The sequence below is a fragment of the Modicisalibacter xianhensis genome (assembly GCF_900113605.1).
In the GTDB taxonomy this organism is placed as follows: domain Bacteria; phylum Pseudomonadota; class Gammaproteobacteria; order Pseudomonadales; family Halomonadaceae; genus Modicisalibacter; species Modicisalibacter xianhensis.
This window is the reverse complement of the sequence record NZ_FOPY01000031.1, coordinates 1-19,242: the sequence shown is the minus strand read 5'-3', so window position 1 is coordinate 19,242 and position 19,242 is coordinate 1. Positions and strand designations below refer to the sequence as shown.

Sequence of the window (19,242 nt, the reverse complement as noted above, 5' to 3'; positions counted from 1 at the left end):
CTGCCACCTTCGAGCGCGCCAACCCGCTGAGCGGCGAGACCGTCACCCAGGCGGCCGCCGCTTCGGTCGAGGATGCCCAGGCGGCGGCCGACGCCGCGGCCTGCGCCTTCCCGGCCTGGTCGAAGACCGGCCCCGGCGAGCGGCGCATGGCCCTGCTCAGGGCCGCCGAGCGCATGGAAGCCCGCCAGGCCGAGTTCATCGAGCGCATGGTCGACGAGACCGGCGCCACGCCGGGCTGGGCCGGCTTCAACGTGATGGTGGCCGCCGGCATGCTGCGCGAGGCCGCGGCCCTGACCACCCAGATCAACGGCGACATCATCCCGTCCAACGTGCCCGACAACCTGGCCATGGGCGTGCGCGTGCCGTGTGGCGTGGTGGTGGGCATCGCGCCGTGGAACGCGCCGATCATCCTCGGCACCCGGGCCATCGCCACGCCGCTGGCCTGCGGCAACACGGTGATCCTCAAGGCCTCGGAGCAGTGCCCGGCGACCCATCACCTGATCGGCGAGGTGCTGGTCGAGGCGGGCCTCGGCGACGGCATCGTCAGCGTGATCACCAACGCACCGGCCCAGGCCGCCGAGGTGGTCGGCGCGTTGATCGACCACCCCGCAGTGCGGCGCATCAACTTTACCGGGTCCACCCAGGTGGGGCGGATCATCGCCGAGCGTGCGGCGCGCCAGCTCAAGCCGGTGCTGCTCGAACTGGGTGGCAAGGCGCCGTTCGTGGTGCTCGACGACGCCGACCTGGACGCCGCGGTCGAGGCAGCCGCCTTCGGCGCGTTCTTCAACCAGGGCCAGATCTGCATGTCCACCGAGCGCCTGATCGTCGCCGATGCCGTGGCCGATGCCTTCGCCGACAAGCTGGCGACCAAGGCCGCCAGCCTACGCGCCGGGGACCCGTGTGGCGAGGGCAATGCGCTGGGCACGCTGATCAACCGCGAATCGGGCGAGAAGCTCAATGCGCTGATCGACGATGCCGTGGCCAAGGGTGCCCGCCTGGCCTCGGGTGGCAAGGCCGACGGCGTGATCATGCAGCCGACTTTGATCGACGGCGTGACCGACGCCATGCGCCTGTACCGCGAGGAGTCCTTCGGGCCGGTGGTGGCGATGATGCGCGTGGCCGACGAGGCCGAGGCGATCCGCGTGGCCAACGACAGCGAGTACGGCCTGTCGGCGGCGGTGTTCAGCCGCGACACGGCGCGGGCGATGCGCGTGGCCGGACAGATCGAGTCGGGCATCTGCCATATCAACGCGCCGACCGTGCACGACGAGCCGCAGATGCCGTTCGGCGGGGTCAAGGCCAGCGGCTACGGGCGCTTCGGCGGCAAGGCGGGGATCGAGGCGTTCACCGAGCTGCGCTGGATGACGATGCAGCTCGGCCCGCGCCATTACCCGATCTGAGCGATCCCACTAAAGCGACGAACCAAGTTATATCGCGCCAGCACTCATGCATTCATCTGGAGAAAATACAATGACGATAAGAAAAACCCTCCTGACCAGCCTGTTCTTCGCCAGCGGCATGTCCCTGGCGACGACCGCACTGGCACAAGATACCGTCACGCTTCGCCTTCATCACTTTGCCGCCCCGACGACCCCGGTCCAGGTTCAGTACCTGGAGCCGTGGGCCGAGCGGATCGAAGAGCAATCCAACGGGGGTATTCAAGTCGAGATATTCCCGGCCATGCAGTTGGGAGGATCCGCGCCATCGCTTTACGATCAGGCCAAGGATGGCATCGTCGATATCATCTGGACCCTGCTTAGCTATACGCCCAATCGCTTCCCCGAATCGGAAGCCTTCGATCTTCCTTTCATTCCCACCACTGGCGAAGCTACCAGCATGGCCGCTCATGAATACGCTATGCAGCATATGCAGGGGTCGCTTGAAGGCATCTATCCGATCGCTGTCTTCGCGCACACGCCCGGGAAAATCCATACCAAGGATGTCACGATAGAAGATGCCAATGATGTCGAAGGCCGCACCCTCAGAGCCCCATCGAAAGCCATGAACCGTTACTTTGCTAATCTGGGTGCGCGGGTCGTCGGTATGCCCTTTCCCCAGATTCCTGAAGCGGTATCACGCGGCGTCATCGACGGGCTGACGCTGCCATTCGAGAGTGCCGAGGCCTTGGGCGTGCTCGACATGGCGAAAAACCATACCTTCTTCGAGGGAGATAATGGGCTGTATACCGCCATGATGGTGCTGGCCATGGATCAGGACTCCTACGACCGGCTATCGCCCGAGCTTCAGAAAGTGATCGATGACAACTCGGGGCTTCAGGAAGCTCAGCGCATCGGCCAGGTCATGGACCAGGCAGAGCAGGCCGCCATCGACAAAGTGGCGTCTCGCGATGACAGCAAGATGATCTATATCGCTGAAGATGCTCAGGCTGCATGGAAATCGGCAGCCGACGAGACGATTCAGGAGTGGATCGACAACATGGACGAGCGCGGCCTGGACGGCCAGCAACTCTATGACGATGCGACAGCGTTGGTAGAAAAATACACGCGTCAGACGCAGTAACTTCTCTCCGGCCCCTCTCGATCACGAGGGGCCTTACCCATGTGTTTACCCGTTCAGTCCAGCGTGTCGAGCGCCAGCGAGTAGCCCTTGCTGCCCAGCCCGGCGATCACGGCATCGGCGCGCAGCGAGACATACGAGTGATGACGGAAACCCTCGCGTTTGTGCACGTTCGAGAGATGCACTTCGATTACCTTGCCGTCGAAGGCATTGAGTGCGTCGAGGATCGCTACCGAGGTATGCGTGTAGGCCGCCGGATTGATCACGATCAGCTCGGTCCCGTCGCGGCGCGCGGCATGGATAGCGTCGATCAGTTCACCTTCATGATTGCTCTGAAAGCACTTGATATCCCATCCATTGATGGCCGCCTTCTCGTAAAGACGGTTGTTGATGTCGTCCAGCGTCTCGTAACCGTAGATTTCTGGCTGGCGTTCGCCAAGCAGGTTGAGATTGGGTCCGTGCAGGACGAGCACCTTGTGCGAACTCATCGATAAGCTCCCTTGTTAACGTCTGCCTGACTCTGGGTTGCCAATAACCAGGCCACTCACAATGCGCTTATCTTGCCATTCGGGACTGCAGAAGTCCTTATCGGGAACTAGCCGGAATCACCGGGCGGAATCCGTCTCGCTGCGAGCGCGACGGATCGACGAGGACGAGGTGAAGTTCTTGCTGTTGAGTTCGGCAACCATCCTGCGCAACTTGCGACGCTGGCGCATCGAGGCCAGGCGCTGGGTGTCCCAGGTCACCGGGGTCAAGGCACAATAGTGCTCATTGTCTATCAGGTCGAAGCTGCGCTCTGCCCCTACCGGCATGTCTTCCGGCCCATACACACCAATGATGCGGATGGTAAGGCATTCGAATTGAATGTTGGCGTCCTTGGGGCGGTGGCCGGCCATCTCGATGCCTTCATCGCGGGCCAGGCGCTTGATGAGGCCATCGAACGTGCCGATATGCAGGAACCCACCGGAATCGAGCGGTCCCTGGCGGGTGTTTTCACCCACGTTTCCCGGCGTCAATGTGCGACGTTGCCGCTCGTCATCAGCGTTCCGCGGATCATCCTCTTCGCTGTACTCCTGCTCGAAATCGGTCACGTCCATGGTGATAGTACCTTCAGACGTCTTCAACTCGGCAATGATGTACTCGATGAAGATCGACTCGGCACTCATGTTGCTGATGATGCAAAGTGCATCGATGTCCTTCTTTCTGCCGCGATTGATGATCAAGCGTGGGCGTCGCTGGCGACGAAAGCCCAGATAGAGCAATTGCGCATAGACCAGCCAGATGAGTAGCGTGCCAAAATTGGTAAAAACACCCAGCGCTTTAGAGTGCTGCGATATCCAGTCAAGCATATGCCTCCCTGTCTTCTCTCGGCCGGATCGCGTCGGCTTACGGCTTCCTGCCGTGTGGTGATGCGACATGCACCATATATGGCGCATTACCCTGAACCGTTGCGTACGGTTCGGCATTATCCTGCATCAATCATAGACCAAAAAAAGCGTCACCCTTTCGGGTAGCGCCCGCTCTGCCGGCCTACCAATGTCTTACCTAATCCCATCGGGTTCCAGCCAGCGCTGCCACAGGGCGATCACGGCATCGCGGTGATCATGATAGTCAGCCTCGTTTACCCGGGCATTGGCCTTGGCCAGTGCGTTGCGATGCGCTACATGCCGATAGGTCAGGTAGGCCTCGCGCAGGCGGCCAGCATCCTCGGCTTCAAGGCGACCGCTGGATTCCAGGGTTTCAAGAATGCGCATGTTGTCGCTGTATTCCATCAGTTCCGGCGTCTCGGCGCTCATCGCCAGCACGGCATACTGGCACAGGAACTCGATGTCGATCATGCCGCCGGCATCCTGCTTGAGATCGAACAGCCCCTCCTCGCGGTCGCTCTGGCTGCTCCCCAGGTGCTCGCGCATCTTATGACGCATCTTGACCACCTCGTCACGCAACGTCTCGATGTCTCGCTCGCGCCCCAGAATCTCGCGACGAATCTCGCCGAAGTGCTCGCCCAGGTGCGGATTGCCGGCCACGACACGAGCACGTACCAGCGCTTGATGCTCCCAGGTCCACGCCTCGCGACGCTGGTAGTCGGCGAACGCATCCAGCGAAGCGACCAGCAGCCCCGAATTGCCCGAGGGGCGCAGGCGCATGTCGACCTCGTAGAGTGCCCCCGACGGCGTCACGGCGGTCAGCAGGTGGATGATGCGCTGCCCCAGCCGTGTGAAGAAGACCGCATTGTCGATGGCGCGCTTGCCGTCGGTACTGCCTTGCAGCGCACCGTCATGCAGGAACACAAGGTCAAGATCCGAACCGTAACCGAGTTCGATACCACCCAGCTTGCCGTAGCCGACAATCAGGAAGTTGGGCTCGGTCGGTCGCGAGCCATCCTTGGCCACAGGCAGGCCATGCTTGCGCGTCAGGTGGCGCCAGGCCATAACCAGCACCTGCTCCAGCACCACCTCGGCGATATAGGTCAAGTAATCACTGACCTTCATCAGCGCCCGGGCGCCTGCAATATCCGAGGCGGCGACATGCAACACCTGGGCGTGCTTGAAGATGCGCAAGGCCTCGAGCTGGGCCTCCTCGTCCTCCTCGGGGATGCGCGCCAGCGACTGGCGCAGCTCGTCGGCCAGCCGTGCCTTGTCGGCCGGCGTGTAGAGCGTCGCGGGAGTAAGCAGTTCATCAAGCAGGATCGGATGGCGGGCGATCAGGTCGGCAATCCACGGGCTGGCCGCGCACAGGGTCATCAGGTGATCCAGGGCCTCGGGATTCTCGCGCAGCAGCGCCAGGTAAGCGGTACGTCTCAGCACGCCTTCGACGAGTGGCAATACGCGCTCGAGCACCGTGTCCGGGGCCTCGCTTTCCGCCACGGCGGTCAGCAGTAGCGGCATGAGCGCATCCAGGCGCTCGAAACCGATACGTTGCATACCTTGCACCGCCCGTGACTGACGCAGCGTGCGCAATCGGCGTGCCGCCACATCGGGATCATCGAAGCCGGCGTTATCGAGCAGTTCGCGATCCTCCTCCTCGGTCAGCTCGCCGCGCCACAAGGCACGCCACTCGTCGAGGGGAATCTCGTCGTCCTCGGTAGCCTCGTCGGTCGACTCGGGCGCGTCGGCGGTTTCCTCCGGATCGGCGATCACCGCATCGAAGTGTCGCCGTATCCGCTCGCGCACCTCCTCGAGGGTGGCCATCAGGGCCGGCCAGTTATCAAACCACTGGTGCCCTGGGCGGCTCATGGCCAGCGCCAGGCGTTCCCGGTCGATGTCGTCGTCGGGCAGCGTCTGGGTCTGGCGATCGTCCATGGCCTGCAGGGCATGCTCCAGGTCGCGCAAAAAGACATAGTCCGGCTCGAGTTCATCGATGACCGTCTGAGGCAGCAGATCGAGTGCCGGCAGCCGTTGCATGGCCGCCTTCAGCGACGTGACCTGCAGCTCGGTATCGCGGCCACCACGGATCAACTGGAAGGCCTGGATGACGAACTCGACCTCACGGATGCCGCCGGGGCCGAGCTTGATATTGCCGGCGATGCCCTTGCGCCGTACCTCACGGTTGATCAGCGCCTTCATCTCGCGCAGCGATTCGATGGCGCCGAAGTCCAGGTACTTGCGATAGACGAACGGGCGCAGGCTGGCCAGCAGTTCGCGGCCCGCCTCGAGGTCGCCGGCCACCGGTCGGGCCTTGAGCATGGCGTAGCGCTCCCACTCGCGCCCCTGGTCCTGATAGTAGCTGGCCAGCATGTTGAAGCTGCCCACCAGCGGCCCGCCATCGCCCAGCGGGCGCAGGCGCATGTCGACGCGGAACGCGAAGCCGTCGGCGGTTACTGCGTCCAGCGCGGCAATCAGCTTCTGGCCAAGGCGGGTGAAGTACTCCTGATGATCATACTCGCGCTTGCCGTCCCGGCTGGTGCCCTTCTCGGGGAAAGCAAAGATCAGATCGATGTCGGACGACAGGTTGAGTTCGCCGGCCCCCAGCTTGCCCATGCCCAGCACGATCAGGCGCTGTTCGCTGCCATCCGCACGCGGAGCAGGACGCCCCCAGCGCGGCGCGAAGTGCGTTTCCAGCCAGCCCAGTGCCCCGTCCAGGCAGACCTCGGCCAGGCGCGATACGTTGGCCGCAGTGTCCCACATGGTCAGGTCGTTCGGCCGGGTCAGGTCACGCCACACGATGCCCAGCATACGTGCCCTGCGAAAGCGGCGCACGGTAGCGTGCATCTGCGCCTCGTCGTCGGCGCGCTCCAGCGCCTCGCCCAGCATCTGGCGCATCGTCTCGACATCGGGCGCGCTGTCCAGTTCGCCATCCTGATCGAGAATCGCCAGCCAGTCCGGGAAGCGCATCAAGGTCTCGGCAGCGAACTCGGACACCACCAGCACCCTTGCCAGTTGTTCGCGGTGCGCTGCCGACAAGGCCAGCCAAAACTCGCTGGGCGGTTCCACCTGGCGATGTTCCGCGAGGTTGTCCGCCTGGGTCAGCGCTTCGCGGAGGCGCTGCTCGACCTTGCGCAACGTGTCGTGCAGCGAATCGGAAATATCGGTCGTGGGCAGAAAGGAATCGGGAAGCGCCATGGGCATCTCGTATGAAGAATCGAATGCCCTCAGCATAGCGAACGGGCCATGACGGAAGAAGGGGCGTCAGCACGACCAAAGTTCACCCCGAGAATCTTGCCGCCCGGGGCAAGGGCCATCCATAGTTACAAGCCGATGGTCTGCATTTCGTATTGTATGAAAGGTTGACCGCTACTGATGACGTTCTGCAGGGGCTCGCCACATCATGAGACTCAACAACAAGACGGCGCTTATCACCGCTGCCGGACAAGGCATTGGCCGCGCCACGGTCGAACGCTTTGTCGCCGAAGGCGCCCGGGTAATCGCCACTGACATCGACCCACGCCTGCTCGAGAACCTGGCGGGCTCGGGGTGTGATACCGCGCCGCTCGACGTGACCGATCGCCGCGCCATTGAACGCCTGGCCGGCGAGGTCGATGACCTGGACATTCTCTTCAACTGCGCGGGGATGGTACCCGGCGGGACGATCCTCGACTGCGACCGAGAGAGCTGGGAGCGCAGTCATGCCCTGAACGTGACCTCGATGTTCGACATGATTCAGGTCTTTCTACCGGGCATGCTCCAGCGCGGTGGGGGCAGCATCATCAACATGTCGTCGCTGGCATCCAGCATCAAGGGCGTGCCCAACCGCTTTGCCTATGGCACCACCAAGGCCGCCGTCGTCGGCCTGACCAAGTCGGTGGCTGCCGACTTCATGACACGCGGCATTCGTTGCAACGCCATTTGCCCCGGTACCGTGGAATCGCCGTCGCTGCACGAGCGCATCGAGGCCCAGGCCCGCCAGCAGGGGCGCGCCAAGGAGACGGTCTATCAGGAGTTCATCGATCGCCAGCCAATGGGCCGCCTCGGCCGGCCCGACGAAATCGCTGCCCTGGCGGCCTTTCTGGCCTCCGACGAGTCCGCCTTCATTACCGGCACCTGCCAGTTGATCGACGGCGGCTGGGCCAACTGACCCCACCAGCACAACAATCGAGGAGACCTGGCATCATGCAAACCGTGGTCTGCACCCAACCGCAGCAAATGGCGCTGCGTGACGTGCCCGAACCGACCTGTGCGCCCGGCGAGGCCCTGCTGCGGATTCGTCGCATCGGTATCTGCGGCACCGACATACATGCCTTCGGCGGCAACCAGCCCTACTTCGACTACCCCCGGGTGCTGGGCCACGAACTCGCCGGCGATGTCGTGGCCGTCGGCGAGGATGTCGACACGGAACTGATCGGTCAGAGCGCCTACGTCATCCCCTACCTGCATTGCGGCGAATGCCGGGCCTGCCGACAAGGCAAGACCAACTGCTGCCAGGCCATCCAGGTCATCGGCGTGCACCGCGACGGTGGCATGGCGGATTATCTCAGCGTGCCGGTCGACCACCTGGTGACATCACCACGCCTCTCGCCGGACCAGCTTGCGCTAGTGGAGTGTCTGGCCATCGGTGCGCATGCCATCCGGCGCAGTGCCATCCAGCAGGGCGAACTGGCGGTCATCGTCGGCGCCGGGCCGATCGGCCTGGGCATCCTGCAGATCGCCAAGGCCCGCGGAGCCCGCACTGTAGTGGTAGATACCAACCGCGACCGCCTGGCCTTCTGTCGCGATACTTTCGGGGCGGACGACGTGCTGCATGCCATCGACGACGATCTGGAAGCCCGCATCGCGCATCTGAACGACGGCGCACTGGCAGATATCGTCTTCGACGCCACCGGCAACCCCGCCGCCATGAATCGCGGCTTCGACCTGGCCGGGCATGGGGCGCGTTACGTGCTGGTCAGCGTGGTCAAGGCCGACATTACCTTCAGCGACCCGGATTTCCACAAGAAGGAACTCACCCTGCTCGGCAGCCGCAATGCCACCCGCGAGGACTTCGAGACCGTCACGCGCCTCATCGAAAGCGGCGACCTGCAGCCCACGGCGATGATCACGCATCGCGGCCCGCTGACCGAGGTACCGACGTTGATGCCGCAGTGGTGCGACCCCGCCACCGGCGTGATCAAGGCCATGGTGACCTGCGACACCCACCCCGATTGAGAGAGGCGTCAAGCATGACCCGACAGCTACCTGCCCAGGCGTCCATCGTCCAGTTCGGCACCAGCCGCTTTCTGCTGGGGCACGCCGCCGCCTTCGTCAGCGCCTCGCTGGCGGCCGGCCACAGCGATCAACGCATCCTGGTGGTCCAGACCTCCTCTCGCGAGGAGGGCAAGCGCAAGGCGCGCGCCCTGGCCACACAACGCCACTACCCGCTGCACCTGCGCGGGCGTCGCGACGGCCGGGACATCGACGAGCAATGGACCATCGACAGCGTGGCCGATGCGGTGATTGCCGATGAGGATTGGGACACGCTGGAGCGCCATTTCGTGGCCCATGCTACCCACATCGTCTCGAATACAGCGGATGCCGGCTATGTGGTCGGCGACGACAGTAGCCTTGCCCCGGTACCCGCCAGCTTTCCGGGCAAGCTGACCAAGCTGCTCAAGGCCCGCCATGATTCAGGCGCAGCGGGCCTGACCCTGCTGCCCTGCGAACTGGTCACCGACAACGGTCAACGTCTCAAGGCCCTGGTGACCGACCTGGCCCGGCGCGACTACCCCGACGATACCGCCTTCATCGCCTGGCTCGAGACCAAGTGCCTGTGGGCCAACACTTTGGTGGATCGGATCGTCTCGGCGGCACTCGAACCGGTAGGTGCACTGGCCGAGCCCTACGCCCTGTGGGCCATCGAGGATCAGCCCGGCCTGATCCTGCCCTGCCAACACCCCGATGTGATTCAGGTCGACGACCTGACACCGTACGCGATGCGCAAGCTGCACCTGCTCAACCTGTCGCATACCTACCTAGTACATCGCTGGCGCCAGACAGGTCGCGAGAATCAACTGATGTTCGTTCGCGAGGCGATAGCCGACCCCGCCCTGTACAACGACCTGAAGCGGGTCATCGACGAGGAAGTGATACCCTCACTCGCGACACGCCTGGAACGCGAGTCGCTGGAGCGGTACCGCGACGAGGTCTTCGAGCGCTTTGCCAATCCCTACCTCGACCATCGGCTCGCCGATATCGCCGAGAACCATGCCATGAAGTGCCAACGGCGAATCCAGCCGGTCATCGACCTGGCCGAGCCTGCCGGCATCGCCACCCCCGGTCTCAGCGACGCCATGCGGGCCAGAGACGACCGGCCATAGGATTGAGGGGTGCTGCGCCTCTTGTGGCTTGGACAGCCCGCGCCAAGCTACGCTCTATCTGAAGAATGCCTGCGCTCAACCATACAGCGTTAAAAATCGACTTAAGATGCTCATTTACCCATGTAAACTCGAGCGCGAGCCCGGTCCGTCTTTCGTCAATTTTTGCCTTGTCTGGTTATCGCTCGCCGATTTTTCAGACAGAGCTTAGTGTGATGTTCTGCCAAGGAGAGGCACATGCAGCATCTGGATCTACAGGTCATCGAACGGGCCATGCAGTGGGCCAATGCCGGCGAGACCGTCTGGCTGTGCACGGTACTGGCCACCTTCGGCTCGTCGCCGCGTGAACCCGGCTCGATGCTGGTGGCACGCGGCGATGGCAGCCACGTCGGCTCGCTGTCGGGAGGCTGCGTCGAGGAGGACTTCCTGGCGCGGCTGCGTGACGGCGCCTTCACTCGTCCGGTAGAAACCATCCGCTACGGCGACGACGATGCCGGCGGCCCGCAGGTGACGCTACCCTGTGGCGGGATTCTCGATGTTCTGATCGAGCGGCTGGAACCCAGTGATAGCAACCTGCTGCATCTGGAGGTGCTGCACGCGACCCTGCTCGGTCGCCGGCCGCTGATCCGCCGCGTACTGCTCGAGGAGGGCCGCGCGCATTTCGTCGAGGGCGAGGCGCAAGGGCCGCGCGTGGAACGCGATACCCAAAGCGTCAGGATCCGTGTGGGTCCGTCGCTGCGCCTGATCATTGCCGGCATCTCGCCCGTCGCCACGGTCTGCGCCGACTTTGCCCGTACGCTGGGCTTCGAGGTGATCGTTTGCGACCCGCGCGCCGAGGCCAGGGCCGACTTCGACATGCCGGGGGTCGAGGTGCAGAACGTGATGCCGGCACTGTTCATTGCCTCCGGCGCCTGCCACGCCGCCACGGCGGTCGTGGCGCTGACCCACGATCCACGTATCGATGACCTGGCCATGATCGAGGCGGTGCGCACCCCCGCGTTCTACATCGGAGTGATGGGCTCGAGGAAAACTTCGGAGCAGCGTGCCGAGCGGCTCGCACGATCAGGCGGGCTGAGCGACGAAGAAATCGACAGGATTCGCATGCCGATCGGCCTGGACCTGGGCAGCAAGACCCCAGCGGAAATCGCCATGGCGGTCATGGCCGACATCCTGCGCGTGCAACGTGGCCGGCCCCGGAATGAGTTATGATCGACCGGCACGAGCCCACTCGCGTCATTGCGCTGGTGCTCGCCGCAGGCCACTCCCGGCGCTTCGGCACCGATAAGCGCCAGGCCAGGCTGGCGGACGGCCGCCCCTTGCTGAGTGCCACCCTGGCCTTGGCCACGCGCTGCTTCGCTGAAGTGTGGATTGTCGTTCGCCAAGGCGAGCGGCCCGCTGAGCTGAGCATCGGCCACGCGCCCCATGCCGTGCAAGCGCCGAGCGATGCGATTGGGCTGGGCACAAGCCTGGCCAGTGGCGTGTCTGCACTGCTCGAGGCGCAGGCCGACGCTGCAGCAGTGGCCGTGATGCTCGGCGATATGCCCTGGATTCAGCCGGCAACGTGCCAGGCCCTTGCTCGTGCGGCTTCAGCGTCGCGTATCGTCCGCCCTCGCCATACCGGCCAAACGGGTCATCCGGTGCTGTTCGGCAGGCAGTTCTGGTCCGAACTGGCCCATCTACGTGGCGACCGAGGCGCCCGCGAGGTGCTGAAAACCCATGCAGATGCCTGCGACTTCATCGACGTAGATGACCCCGGCATCCTCCTCGACATCGACGTTCCCGCCGACCTTAGCGGCTAACCGTATATCCGTTCCCAGAGCAATAGCCCCCAGACCAGCCCGGCCATGAGCAACGACAGCATGACCGCCGCCGAGCCGATATCCTTGGCACGCCCGGACAACACATGGTGTTCCGGGCCGATGCGGTCCACCACGGTTTCCACCGCGCTGTTGAGCAGTTCGACGACCAGCACGAACACGCAACTGCCGACCAGCAGTATCCACTCCACCGGCGTCTCGCCGATCCACCACGCGAAGGGCAGCAGCAAGGCGCAGATGCCCAGTTCCTGACGGAAGGCCGCCTCGTTGAGGAAAGCGGCCTTGAGTCCCTTGTAGGAATAGCGGGTCGAATGTACCAGATGGCGCCAGCCGGTATGGCTCGGTTTCATGCGCAGGCTCTCGTGATGTGCCGAAGTCGTAAACGTTCATTGAAGCGGCAATGCCGTCCCAGCCGCTATCCTACACACAACCGTGTGCCGATAAATCTCGGTTTCCGCGGTGTCTTCTTTAGCGCGGCTAGGCGACGGACAGGGACCATGGTCGCGTTGCCCGCGTCGAACGCTTGAGGCTAGGCTAAATCCATATCCACCGCACCACTGTCAGGAGAACGTCATGCCGCGTGTATTGATGGTCCGTGACCAGCAGCCGCGCTGCCAGATCGAGGACATCGGCGACGATCAGTTGCCGGATCGTGCAGTCACCGTCGATATCGAGTATTCCGACCTGAACTACAAGGATGCCATGGCGGTTACCGGCAAGGGCAAGATCGTTCGCGACTACCCGATGGTGCCGGGCATCGACTTTGCCGGTACAGTGCGAGAGTCCAGCGACGACCGCTACGCGTCTGGCGACCAGGTCATACTGACCGGCTGGGGCGTGGGCGAGCGCTACTGGGGCGGCTATGCCGAAACCATGCGCGTCGATGCCGACTGGCTGGTGCCCTGCCCCGACCCGATGAGCACTCGAGAAGCCATGCAATTGGGCACCGCCGGTCTGACCGCCATGCTCAGCGTGATTCGCCTGGAGCAGGCCGGCCTGCCGGCAGGCAGCCAGGTGCTGGTCACCGGGGCGACCGGCGGCGTGGGTAGTTGGGCGGTACAGATGCTGTCCCACCTCGGCTACGCGGTGCATGCGGTGACCGGCAAGCCCGACCAGGGCCAGTGGCTGAAGGCACTGGGCGCCGTCGAAATCCATGAGCGCGCCGAATTCGAGGCCGATACCCGGCCGCTGGAAAAAGGGCGCTGGGCCGGCGTGGTCGATAATGTCGGCGGCAAGATGCTGGCCAATATCCTGGCCCAGATGGACTATCAGGGGCGTGTCGCGGCGGTCGGCCTGACCGGCGGTGTCGAACTGCCGACCACAGTGATGCCGTTTATCCTGCGCGGCGTCTCGCTGCTGGGAACCGACAGCGTGATGATCCCCATCCAGCAGCGCCGGGTCGCCTGGCAACGCCTGGCCGCCCTGCCTAACGACCTGTTCTCGAAAATGCACGTCGACGAGATCGGCCTCGGGCAGGTCAGTGAAGTCGCCGAGGCGATGATGGCCGGCAAGACCTACGGACGTGTACTGATCGACCCGCACAAGTAGGCTGTCGCATCGGCTGGCTGGTGCGCCTTGGTAACCCGCCCCGGCTTTGCGCTAGAATCAACGTCTTGCGTTCTTACTGATCGGGTTCGCCAGCCATGCCCCTGCGTATTGCCATTAACGGTTATGGCCGTATCGGCCAATGTGTATTGCGTGCCCTCGTCGAGCGGCGCGCCGAAGCGGACCTGCAGGTCGTGGCGATCAATGAGCTGTCCGACCTCGCCACCATCGCCTACCTGACCCGTTACGACACCACGCACGGGCGTTTTCCCGGCCACGTCGACACGCGTGACGGCGAACTGCTCATCGATGGCCAGCCCATACGCATCCTGTCCGAGCCCGACCCTGACCGTCTGCCCTGGGCCGAGCTGGGCATCGACCTGGTAGTGGAGTGCTCGGGCAGCTTCAAGGATCGCGCCACCGCCGAACGCCACCTGGCGGCAGGTGCCCGACGCCTGCTGTTCTCGCAGCCGGCCGAGGCGGATGTCGACGCCACTATCGTCGGCGGCATCAACGAGGACACGCTACGACCCGAGATGCGGGTCATTTCCTCGGCCTCGTGCACGACCAACTGCCTGATCCCGATTCTCACCGTCCTCGACGAGGCACTGGGCATCGAGCACGGCGTGACCACGACCATCCACTCGGCGATGAACGACCAACCGGTGATCGACGCCTACCACAAGGCCGACCTGCGCCTGACGCGCTCGGCCATGCAGTCGATCATTCCCGTCGACACCGGGCTGGCCCGCGGCATCGAACGCCTGATGCCGGCGCTGGCCGGACGTTTCGAATGCCTGCACGTGCGCGTACCGACCATCAACGTCTCGGCCATGGACATGGCACTTTCCGTACGCCGGCGTACCGATGCCGCCGAGGTCAACGCGCTGCTGCGCGACGCCAGCCAGACCCGCCTGGCCGGTCGGCTTGGCTACACTGAAGAGCCCATGGCCTCGGTCGACTTCAACCACGACCCGCGCTCGGGTATCGTGGACGCCACCCAGACCCGCGTGGCCGGCGGCCACCTGATCAAGATGCTGAGCTGGTTCGACAACGAATGGGGCTTCGCCAACCGCATGCTCGACATCGCCGAGCGTCTTGCCGGTTTCGAGACCCACTGCGAATCCGCCCTGCGCCAGCAACGCTTTGAAACGTAACGCCGGTTTGCAACGAAAAGAGGAACGAGCCACATGAACGTGCGCAAGATGACCGACCTGGACCTCGCTGGAAAGCGAGTACTGATCCGCGAAGATCTCAATGTGCCGGTCAAGCAAGGACGCGTCACCAGCGATGCCCGTATTCGTGCCTGCCTGCCAACCATCCAGGCGGCGCTGGATGCCGGCGCCAAGGTGCTGCTGATGAGCCACCTGGGCCGCCCCACCGAGGGCGAGCCAGCCGAGGAGTTCTCCCTGGCGCCGGTAGCCGAACACCTGAGCGACCTGCTGGACAAGCCGGTGCGCCTGGTCAAGAACTACCTCGATGTTTCCCTCGACCTGATCGCCGGCGAGGTGGTGCTGCTCGAGAACGTGCGCTTCAACGAGGGCGAGAAAAAGGACGACGAGGCGCTGGCCCAAGCCTACGCCAAGCTCTGTGACGTCTACGTGATGGATGCTTTCGGCACGGCCCACCGCGCCCAGGCCTCGACCCACGGTGTGGCCCGCTTCGCCCCCGACGCCTGCGCCGGCCCGCTGCTGGCCAAGGAGCTCGAGGCGCTAGAGAAGGCCCTGGCCACCCCCGAACGGCCGATGGTGGCCATCGTCGGCGGCTCCAAGGTCTCGACCAAGCTCGAGGTACTCAATGCCTTGTCCGAGAAGTGTGACCAGTTGATCGTCGGCGGCGGTATCGCCAATACGTTCATTGCCGCGGCCGGCCACAACGTCGGCAAGTCGCTGTACGAAGCCGACCTGATCGACCAGGCCAAGGAACTGATGGCCAAGGTCAAGATTCCGCTGCCCACCGACGTGGTGGTCGCCACCGAGTTCTCCGAGTCCGCCGACGCCGTGACCAAGCCGGTCGACGATGTCCAGGACGACGAGATGATCCTCGACATCGGCCCCGAGACGGCTTCGCGTTTCGGCGCCCTGCTCAAGGACGCCGGGACCATCCTGTGGAATGGCCCGGTCGGCGTGTTCGAGATCGATCAGTTCGGCCGGGGCACCGAGGCGCTGTCCAAGGCCATCGCCGAGAGCAACGGCTTCTCCATTGCCGGCGGCGGCGACACCCTGGCAGCCATCGACAAGTACGGTATCGAGGACAAGGTCTCGTACATCTCCACCGGGGGCGGCGCCTTCCTCGAATACGTCGAGGGCAAGGAACTTCCCGCCGTGGCTGCATTGGAAGCGGCCGCGAAGTAAAATCCAGGGACAGCCAACCTAACGTCTGCCGGGCACCCGCCCGGCAGTTCATTTCAGGAAACGAAAGCTTCATGGCCCTGATCAGCCTGCGTCAATTGCTCGACCACGCCGCCGAATACGGTTATGGCGTTCCCGCCTTCAACGTCAACAACCTCGAACAGATGCGCGCCATCATGGAAGCCGCCGACCGGACCGACTCGCCGGTCATCGTCCAGGCCTCCGCCGGCGCCCGCAAGTACGCCGGTGCGCCCTTCCTGCGCCACCTGATTCTCGCTGCGGTCGAGGAATTCCCGCACATCCCGGTGGTCATGCACCAGGACCACGGCACCAGCCCCGCCGTGTGTCAGCGCTCCATCCAGCTCGGCTTCTCCTCGGTGATGATGGACGGTTCGCTGGGCGAGGACGGCAAGACGCCGACCAGCTACGCATACAATGTCGACGTGACCCGCCGCGCCGTGGAAATGGCGCATGCCTGCGGCGTCTCGGTGGAAGGCGAACTGGGCTGCCTGGGTAGCCTGGAGACCGGCATGGCCGGCGAGGAAGACGGTATCGGCGCCGAGGGCAAGCTCTCGCACGAGCAGATGCTCACCGATCCGGAAGAGGCGGCCGACTTCGTCAACAAGACCCAGGTCGACGCCCTGGCCATCGCCATCGGCACCAGCCACGGCGCCTACAAGTTCACCAAGCCGCCCACCGGCGACACGCTGTCGATCTCGCGCATCAAGCAGATCCACGAGCGCATCCCCAACACGCACCTGGTGATGCATGGCTCCTCCTCGGTACCGCAGGAGTGGCTGGAAATCATCAACGAGTTCGGCGGCAAGATCCCCGAGACCTACGGCGTACCGGTCGAGGAAATCGTCGAGGGCATCAAACACGGCGTGCGCAAGGTCAACATCGACACCGACCTGCGCCTGGCCTCCACCGGCGCCATTCGTCGCTTCCTGGCCCATAACCCGGCCGAGTTCGACCCGCGCAAGTACCTCAAGGAATCGGTCGGCGCGATGCGCGAACTGTGTATCGCCCGCTACGAAGCCTTCGGCACTGCCGGCAACGCCAGCAGGATCAAGCCGCTCAGCCTGGATGACATGTTCGAGCGCTACGCGCGCGGCGAACTGGACCCGCAGGTATATTGAATAAAAATTTTGCAGGCGGCACAAGCCGCCTGCCTAGTTAACTACCTCCAAGCATTTCTCTATATACTTCACTTGCTTTTTTAAGCTCAACCTCTCCATCTTCTGCAAGTTTATTACTAGAAAAAATTTTGTAATAATCATTAAAAACCTTTCTATCCTTGGAGTAATCATTACTCCATATCAAAACCCCCTTATTCTTACCCTGAGTTCTTTCCATTATATAATTAAAAACGTACTTATTTACTAAAATAACTAGATTTTTACATATAAGAGAAACTTCTTGGAGCAGGCCAATCGAGACGACGATTTGGCGATCAAGAAATACTTTATGCTCTTTAAGACCTAGACTTACCGCATTCTTGGTTCCAAAATAACTAGCTCTGTGTACAATGCAATGTCTTATCTGACACACTTGGCTATAATAACCAAGGATATCAGCAAGCTCAGGAGACTTGCTATCTTGATAAGCTACCCCCAAGTAGTCTTTTAAATGGTCAACAATATCATTTTTCGACAAGAAGTTGCATTCTTCAAGCATTGCCGCAACTACCAACCTATTCTTTTTATGGCAAGCTGCTGCAAAGCTAATCTTCCTATTCAAGGATTTTCTCCAAGAAAAATCATCTTTATTTATTATTTCTATAACAAGATTTCTCAAGTAACTTTCGACAGAAGAAACAAAACCTAAAAGCAGTAAATTATTAATCTGGTCGCTGTAGGTATCTTGGCTATACAGCCTACCTAAATTTCTTCTTAAAGATTCATGCTCATATAAAAAGCTGTCGATCGGCGAAATTTTCTTTTGATGGAATGCTTCACCATTCTCATCAAAAAAATCCATAGTATTTAGAGAAACAGAGGTTCTGCTAGGAGAAATAAAGCTATCCAAATTACTCATAAGTCACCCAAGAAGCTCATTAAGGAAACGCTGCATAAATCCCACTGCAGCTGCCTGATCAACACCGACGGGGTAAAATCTGGCCACACCGCCACCGTCTGACAGAGCCACCCGATGAAGCAGATCTCGTTCGCCCAGGCAGAGCATCAGAACAAGAAGAAGGTTACCCGCCGCGAGCGGTTCCTGGCCCAGATGGATGCCCTGGTGCCTTGGCAACAGCTGATCGAGGCGCTGTCGTCATCCTACTTCCCCAACGCAGCGGGCAAGCGCGGCAGGCCACCCATCGGCCTGGAGCGTATGCTGCGGATCTACTTCCTGCAGCAGTGGTACGCACTTGCCGATGAGGCCCTCGAAGATGCCATCTACGACAGCCAGGCCATGCGTGACTTCATTGGTATCGATCTGGCCGTCGAGAGCGTGCCGGACGCAACCACTTTGCTGCGCTTCCGCCACCTGCTGGAGAAGCATGCTCTAACCCAGCGGATTTTCGAGGAAATCAACGCCAGCCTGGCTGAGCAAGGCCTGTTCATGCGCGAGGGCACCATCGTCGACGCCACCATTGTGGCAGCCGCGCATTCCACCAAGAACAAGGCCAGGCAGCGTGACCCCGAGATGAAGCAGACCAGGAAGGGCAACCAGTATTTCTTTGGCATGAAGGCCCATATCGGCGTCGATGCAGTCACCGGACTGACCCACAGTGTTGCCGCCACCTCGGCCAACGTTGCCGATGTCACCATGGCCGGTGCTCTGGTCCGGGAGGATGACAAGCGGGTATACGGCGACGCGGGTTACACCGGCTTGTGGAAGTATCTGGACGAAGAGAAGGATGCCCCGGACTCTCGATGCTGTATCGCTGCCAAGCGCGGCACCCTCAAGAAGATGGAGGATAGCTCCGTGAAGACGCTGTTGCTGGCAATTGAGAAGGCCAAGGCCAGCATCCGAGCCAAGGTGGAGCACCCGTTTCATGTCATCAAGAACCTCTTCGGCTACCGGAAGGTTCGCTACAGGGGGCTGGCCAAGAACCAGGCGCAGTTGTTCACCCTGTTCGCCCTCGGCAACCTGGTGCTAGCGGGAAGATGTCAGGGGCATGCTAACGGGGCTAGTGCGTCTTGAATTTGGCTTGGCAGCCGGAAAACCCGGTTGCCAGGAAAACAGGCCACTTGACGCGGTCATGTAAAGACTGCTGAGACGATAATCTGGTCAGGCTGAACGGTTCAGCTGAACAGAACTGAATTGTTCAGCGGTTCCT

The 19,242-nt window shown here is 62.3% G+C and carries 17 protein-coding genes; 12 read left to right on the top strand and 5 right to left on the bottom strand.

What is annotated here, in order from left to right; translation table 11 throughout:
- Nucleotides 1–1,400: aldehyde dehydrogenase (locus BM194_RS19975; protein WP_092850198.1), on the top strand; the 1,400-nt coding region annotated here is incomplete at its 5' end.
- Between the two features lie 70 nt (nucleotides 1,401–1,470).
- Nucleotides 1,471–2,520, top strand: coding sequence for a TRAP transporter substrate-binding protein (locus BM194_RS19970; RefSeq protein WP_244891019.1), 1,050 nt, complete (start codon nucleotides 1,471–1,473; stop codon nucleotides 2,518–2,520).
- Nucleotides 2,521–2,573: 53 nt separating this feature from the next.
- Here BM194_RS19970 and aroQ read toward each other — a convergent pair whose 3' ends face one another.
- The 3 genes from aroQ to glnE all read right to left on the bottom strand — a co-directional run bounded on the left by aroQ (nucleotide 2,574) and on the right by glnE (nucleotide 7,079).
- On the bottom strand, nucleotides 2,574–3,005 hold the full coding sequence (gene aroQ, locus BM194_RS19965; protein ID WP_092850607.1) for a type II 3-dehydroquinate dehydratase: 432 nt from the start codon (nucleotides 3,003–3,005) through the stop codon (nucleotides 2,574–2,576).
- A 117-nt stretch (nucleotides 3,006–3,122) separates the two neighbouring features.
- Nucleotides 3,123–3,866 carry a hypothetical protein gene (locus BM194_RS19960; RefSeq protein WP_092850604.1) on the bottom strand — a complete coding sequence of 248 codons (744 nt, stop codon included), beginning with the start codon at nucleotides 3,864–3,866 and terminating at the stop codon, nucleotides 3,123–3,125.
- A 192-nt stretch (nucleotides 3,867–4,058) separates the two neighbouring features.
- On the bottom strand, nucleotides 4,059–7,079 hold the full coding sequence (glnE, locus tag BM194_RS19955; RefSeq protein ID WP_092850601.1) for a bifunctional [glutamate--ammonia ligase]-adenylyl-L-tyrosine phosphorylase/[glutamate--ammonia-ligase] adenylyltransferase: 3,021 nt from the start codon (nucleotides 7,077–7,079) through the stop codon (nucleotides 4,059–4,061).
- A gap of 205 nt (nucleotides 7,080–7,284) precedes the next feature.
- Between glnE and BM194_RS19950 the strand changes: the two genes are divergently transcribed.
- From BM194_RS19950 to BM194_RS19930, 5 genes are all read left to right on the top strand, one after another.
- Nucleotides 7,285–8,031 (top strand): SDR family oxidoreductase, encoded by a 747-nt coding sequence (locus BM194_RS19950; protein ID WP_092850598.1) that lies wholly within the window; start codon nucleotides 7,285–7,287, stop codon nucleotides 8,029–8,031.
- Between the two features lie 35 nt (nucleotides 8,032–8,066).
- On the top strand, nucleotides 8,067–9,098 hold the full coding sequence (locus BM194_RS19945; RefSeq protein ID WP_092850594.1) for a zinc-binding alcohol dehydrogenase family protein: 1,032 nt from the start codon (nucleotides 8,067–8,069) through the stop codon (nucleotides 9,096–9,098).
- 14 nt (nucleotides 9,099–9,112) lie between these two features.
- Nucleotides 9,113–10,246 (top strand): mannitol dehydrogenase family protein, encoded by a 1,134-nt coding sequence (locus BM194_RS19940; RefSeq protein WP_092850592.1) that lies wholly within the window; start codon nucleotides 9,113–9,115, stop codon nucleotides 10,244–10,246.
- 234 nt (nucleotides 10,247–10,480) lie between these two features.
- Complete coding sequence (locus BM194_RS19935; protein ID WP_092850590.1) at nucleotides 10,481–11,452, top strand: XdhC family protein; 972 nt, start codon at nucleotides 10,481–10,483, stop codon at nucleotides 11,450–11,452.
- Nucleotides 11,449–12,042 (top strand): nucleotidyltransferase family protein, encoded by a 594-nt coding sequence (locus tag BM194_RS19930; RefSeq protein WP_092850589.1) that lies wholly within the window; start codon nucleotides 11,449–11,451, stop codon nucleotides 12,040–12,042. Before BM194_RS19935 ends, BM194_RS19930 begins: the two co-directional genes overlap by 4 nt.
- On the opposite strand, the gene BM194_RS19925 is transcribed toward BM194_RS19930, so the two are convergent.
- The gene (locus tag BM194_RS19925) at nucleotides 12,039–12,410 is read right to left on the bottom strand and encodes a diacylglycerol kinase (protein ID WP_092850587.1); all 372 of its coding nucleotides are present in this window, start codon (nucleotides 12,408–12,410) and stop codon (nucleotides 12,039–12,041) included. The genes BM194_RS19930 and BM194_RS19925 overlap by 4 nt on opposite strands.
- 223 nt (nucleotides 12,411–12,633) lie before the next feature.
- Between BM194_RS19925 and BM194_RS19920 the strand changes: the two genes are divergently transcribed.
- The 4 genes from BM194_RS19920 (at nucleotide 12,634) to fba (ending at nucleotide 17,095) form a co-directional block, all read left to right on the top strand.
- Nucleotides 12,634–13,608, top strand: coding sequence for an MDR family oxidoreductase (locus tag BM194_RS19920; RefSeq protein WP_092850584.1), 975 nt, complete (start codon nucleotides 12,634–12,636; stop codon nucleotides 13,606–13,608).
- 95 nt (nucleotides 13,609–13,703) lie between these two features.
- Nucleotides 13,704–14,762 carry a type I glyceraldehyde-3-phosphate dehydrogenase gene (locus BM194_RS19915; RefSeq protein ID WP_092850582.1) on the top strand — a complete coding sequence of 353 codons (1,059 nt, stop codon included), beginning with the start codon at nucleotides 13,704–13,706 and terminating at the stop codon, nucleotides 14,760–14,762.
- Between the two features lie 33 nt (nucleotides 14,763–14,795).
- Nucleotides 14,796–15,959 carry a phosphoglycerate kinase gene (locus tag BM194_RS19910; RefSeq protein WP_092850579.1) on the top strand — a complete coding sequence of 388 codons (1,164 nt, stop codon included), beginning with the start codon at nucleotides 14,796–14,798 and terminating at the stop codon, nucleotides 15,957–15,959.
- A gap of 71 nt (nucleotides 15,960–16,030) precedes the next feature.
- Nucleotides 16,031–17,095, top strand: coding sequence for a class II fructose-bisphosphate aldolase (gene fba, locus BM194_RS19905; protein WP_092850577.1), 1,065 nt, complete (start codon nucleotides 16,031–16,033; stop codon nucleotides 17,093–17,095).
- Nucleotides 17,096–17,132: 37 nt separating this feature from the next.
- Here the strand turns inward: fba and BM194_RS20535 are convergent, their stop codons facing one another.
- Nucleotides 17,133–17,993 carry a hypothetical protein gene (locus BM194_RS20535; protein ID WP_143097643.1) on the bottom strand — a complete coding sequence of 287 codons (861 nt, stop codon included), beginning with the start codon at nucleotides 17,991–17,993 and terminating at the stop codon, nucleotides 17,133–17,135.
- A gap of 114 nt (nucleotides 17,994–18,107) precedes the next feature.
- Here BM194_RS20535 and BM194_RS19900 point away from each other — a divergent pair, with 114 nt between their 5' ends.
- Nucleotides 18,108–19,106: an IS5 family transposase gene (locus tag BM194_RS19900; protein WP_092849456.1), complete on the top strand. Its 999-nt coding sequence runs from the start codon at nucleotides 18,108–18,110 to the stop codon at nucleotides 19,104–19,106.
- Nucleotides 19,107–19,242 lie beyond the last annotated feature (136 nt).

Coding starts and splice junctions, on each gene's coding strand:
- BM194_RS19900 (WP_092849456.1), top strand. CDS start 18,108: ATGAAGCAGATCTCGTTCGCCCAGGCAGAGCATCAGAACAAGAAGAAG.
- aroQ (WP_092850607.1), bottom strand. CDS start 3,005: ATGAGTTCGCACAAGGTGCTCGTCCTGCACGGACCCAATCTCAACCTG.
- BM194_RS19945 (WP_092850594.1), top strand. CDS start 8,067: ATGCAAACCGTGGTCTGCACCCAACCGCAGCAAATGGCGCTGCGTGAC.
- BM194_RS19935 (WP_092850590.1), top strand. CDS start 10,481: ATGCAGCATCTGGATCTACAGGTCATCGAACGGGCCATGCAGTGGGCC.
- fba (WP_092850577.1), top strand. CDS start 16,031: ATGGCCCTGATCAGCCTGCGTCAATTGCTCGACCACGCCGCCGAATAC.
- BM194_RS19920 (WP_092850584.1), top strand. CDS start 12,634: ATGCCGCGTGTATTGATGGTCCGTGACCAGCAGCCGCGCTGCCAGATC.
- BM194_RS19960 (WP_092850604.1), bottom strand. CDS start 3,866: ATGCTTGACTGGATATCGCAGCACTCTAAAGCGCTGGGTGTTTTTACC.
- glnE (WP_092850601.1), bottom strand. CDS start 7,079: ATGGCGCTTCCCGATTCCTTTCTGCCCACGACCGATATTTCCGATTCG.
- BM194_RS19950 (WP_092850598.1), top strand. CDS start 7,285: ATGAGACTCAACAACAAGACGGCGCTTATCACCGCTGCCGGACAAGGC.
- BM194_RS19925 (WP_092850587.1), bottom strand. CDS start 12,410: ATGAAACCGAGCCATACCGGCTGGCGCCATCTGGTACATTCGACCCGC.
- BM194_RS20535 (WP_143097643.1), bottom strand. CDS start 17,993: ATGAGTAATTTGGATAGCTTTATTTCTCCTAGCAGAACCTCTGTTTCT.
- BM194_RS19930 (WP_092850589.1), top strand. CDS start 11,449: ATGATCGACCGGCACGAGCCCACTCGCGTCATTGCGCTGGTGCTCGCC.
- BM194_RS19970 (WP_244891019.1), top strand. CDS start 1,471: ATGACGATAAGAAAAACCCTCCTGACCAGCCTGTTCTTCGCCAGCGGC.
- BM194_RS19915 (WP_092850582.1), top strand. CDS start 13,704: ATGCCCCTGCGTATTGCCATTAACGGTTATGGCCGTATCGGCCAATGT.
- BM194_RS19940 (WP_092850592.1), top strand. CDS start 9,113: ATGACCCGACAGCTACCTGCCCAGGCGTCCATCGTCCAGTTCGGCACC.
- BM194_RS19910 (WP_092850579.1), top strand. CDS start 14,796: ATGAACGTGCGCAAGATGACCGACCTGGACCTCGCTGGAAAGCGAGTA.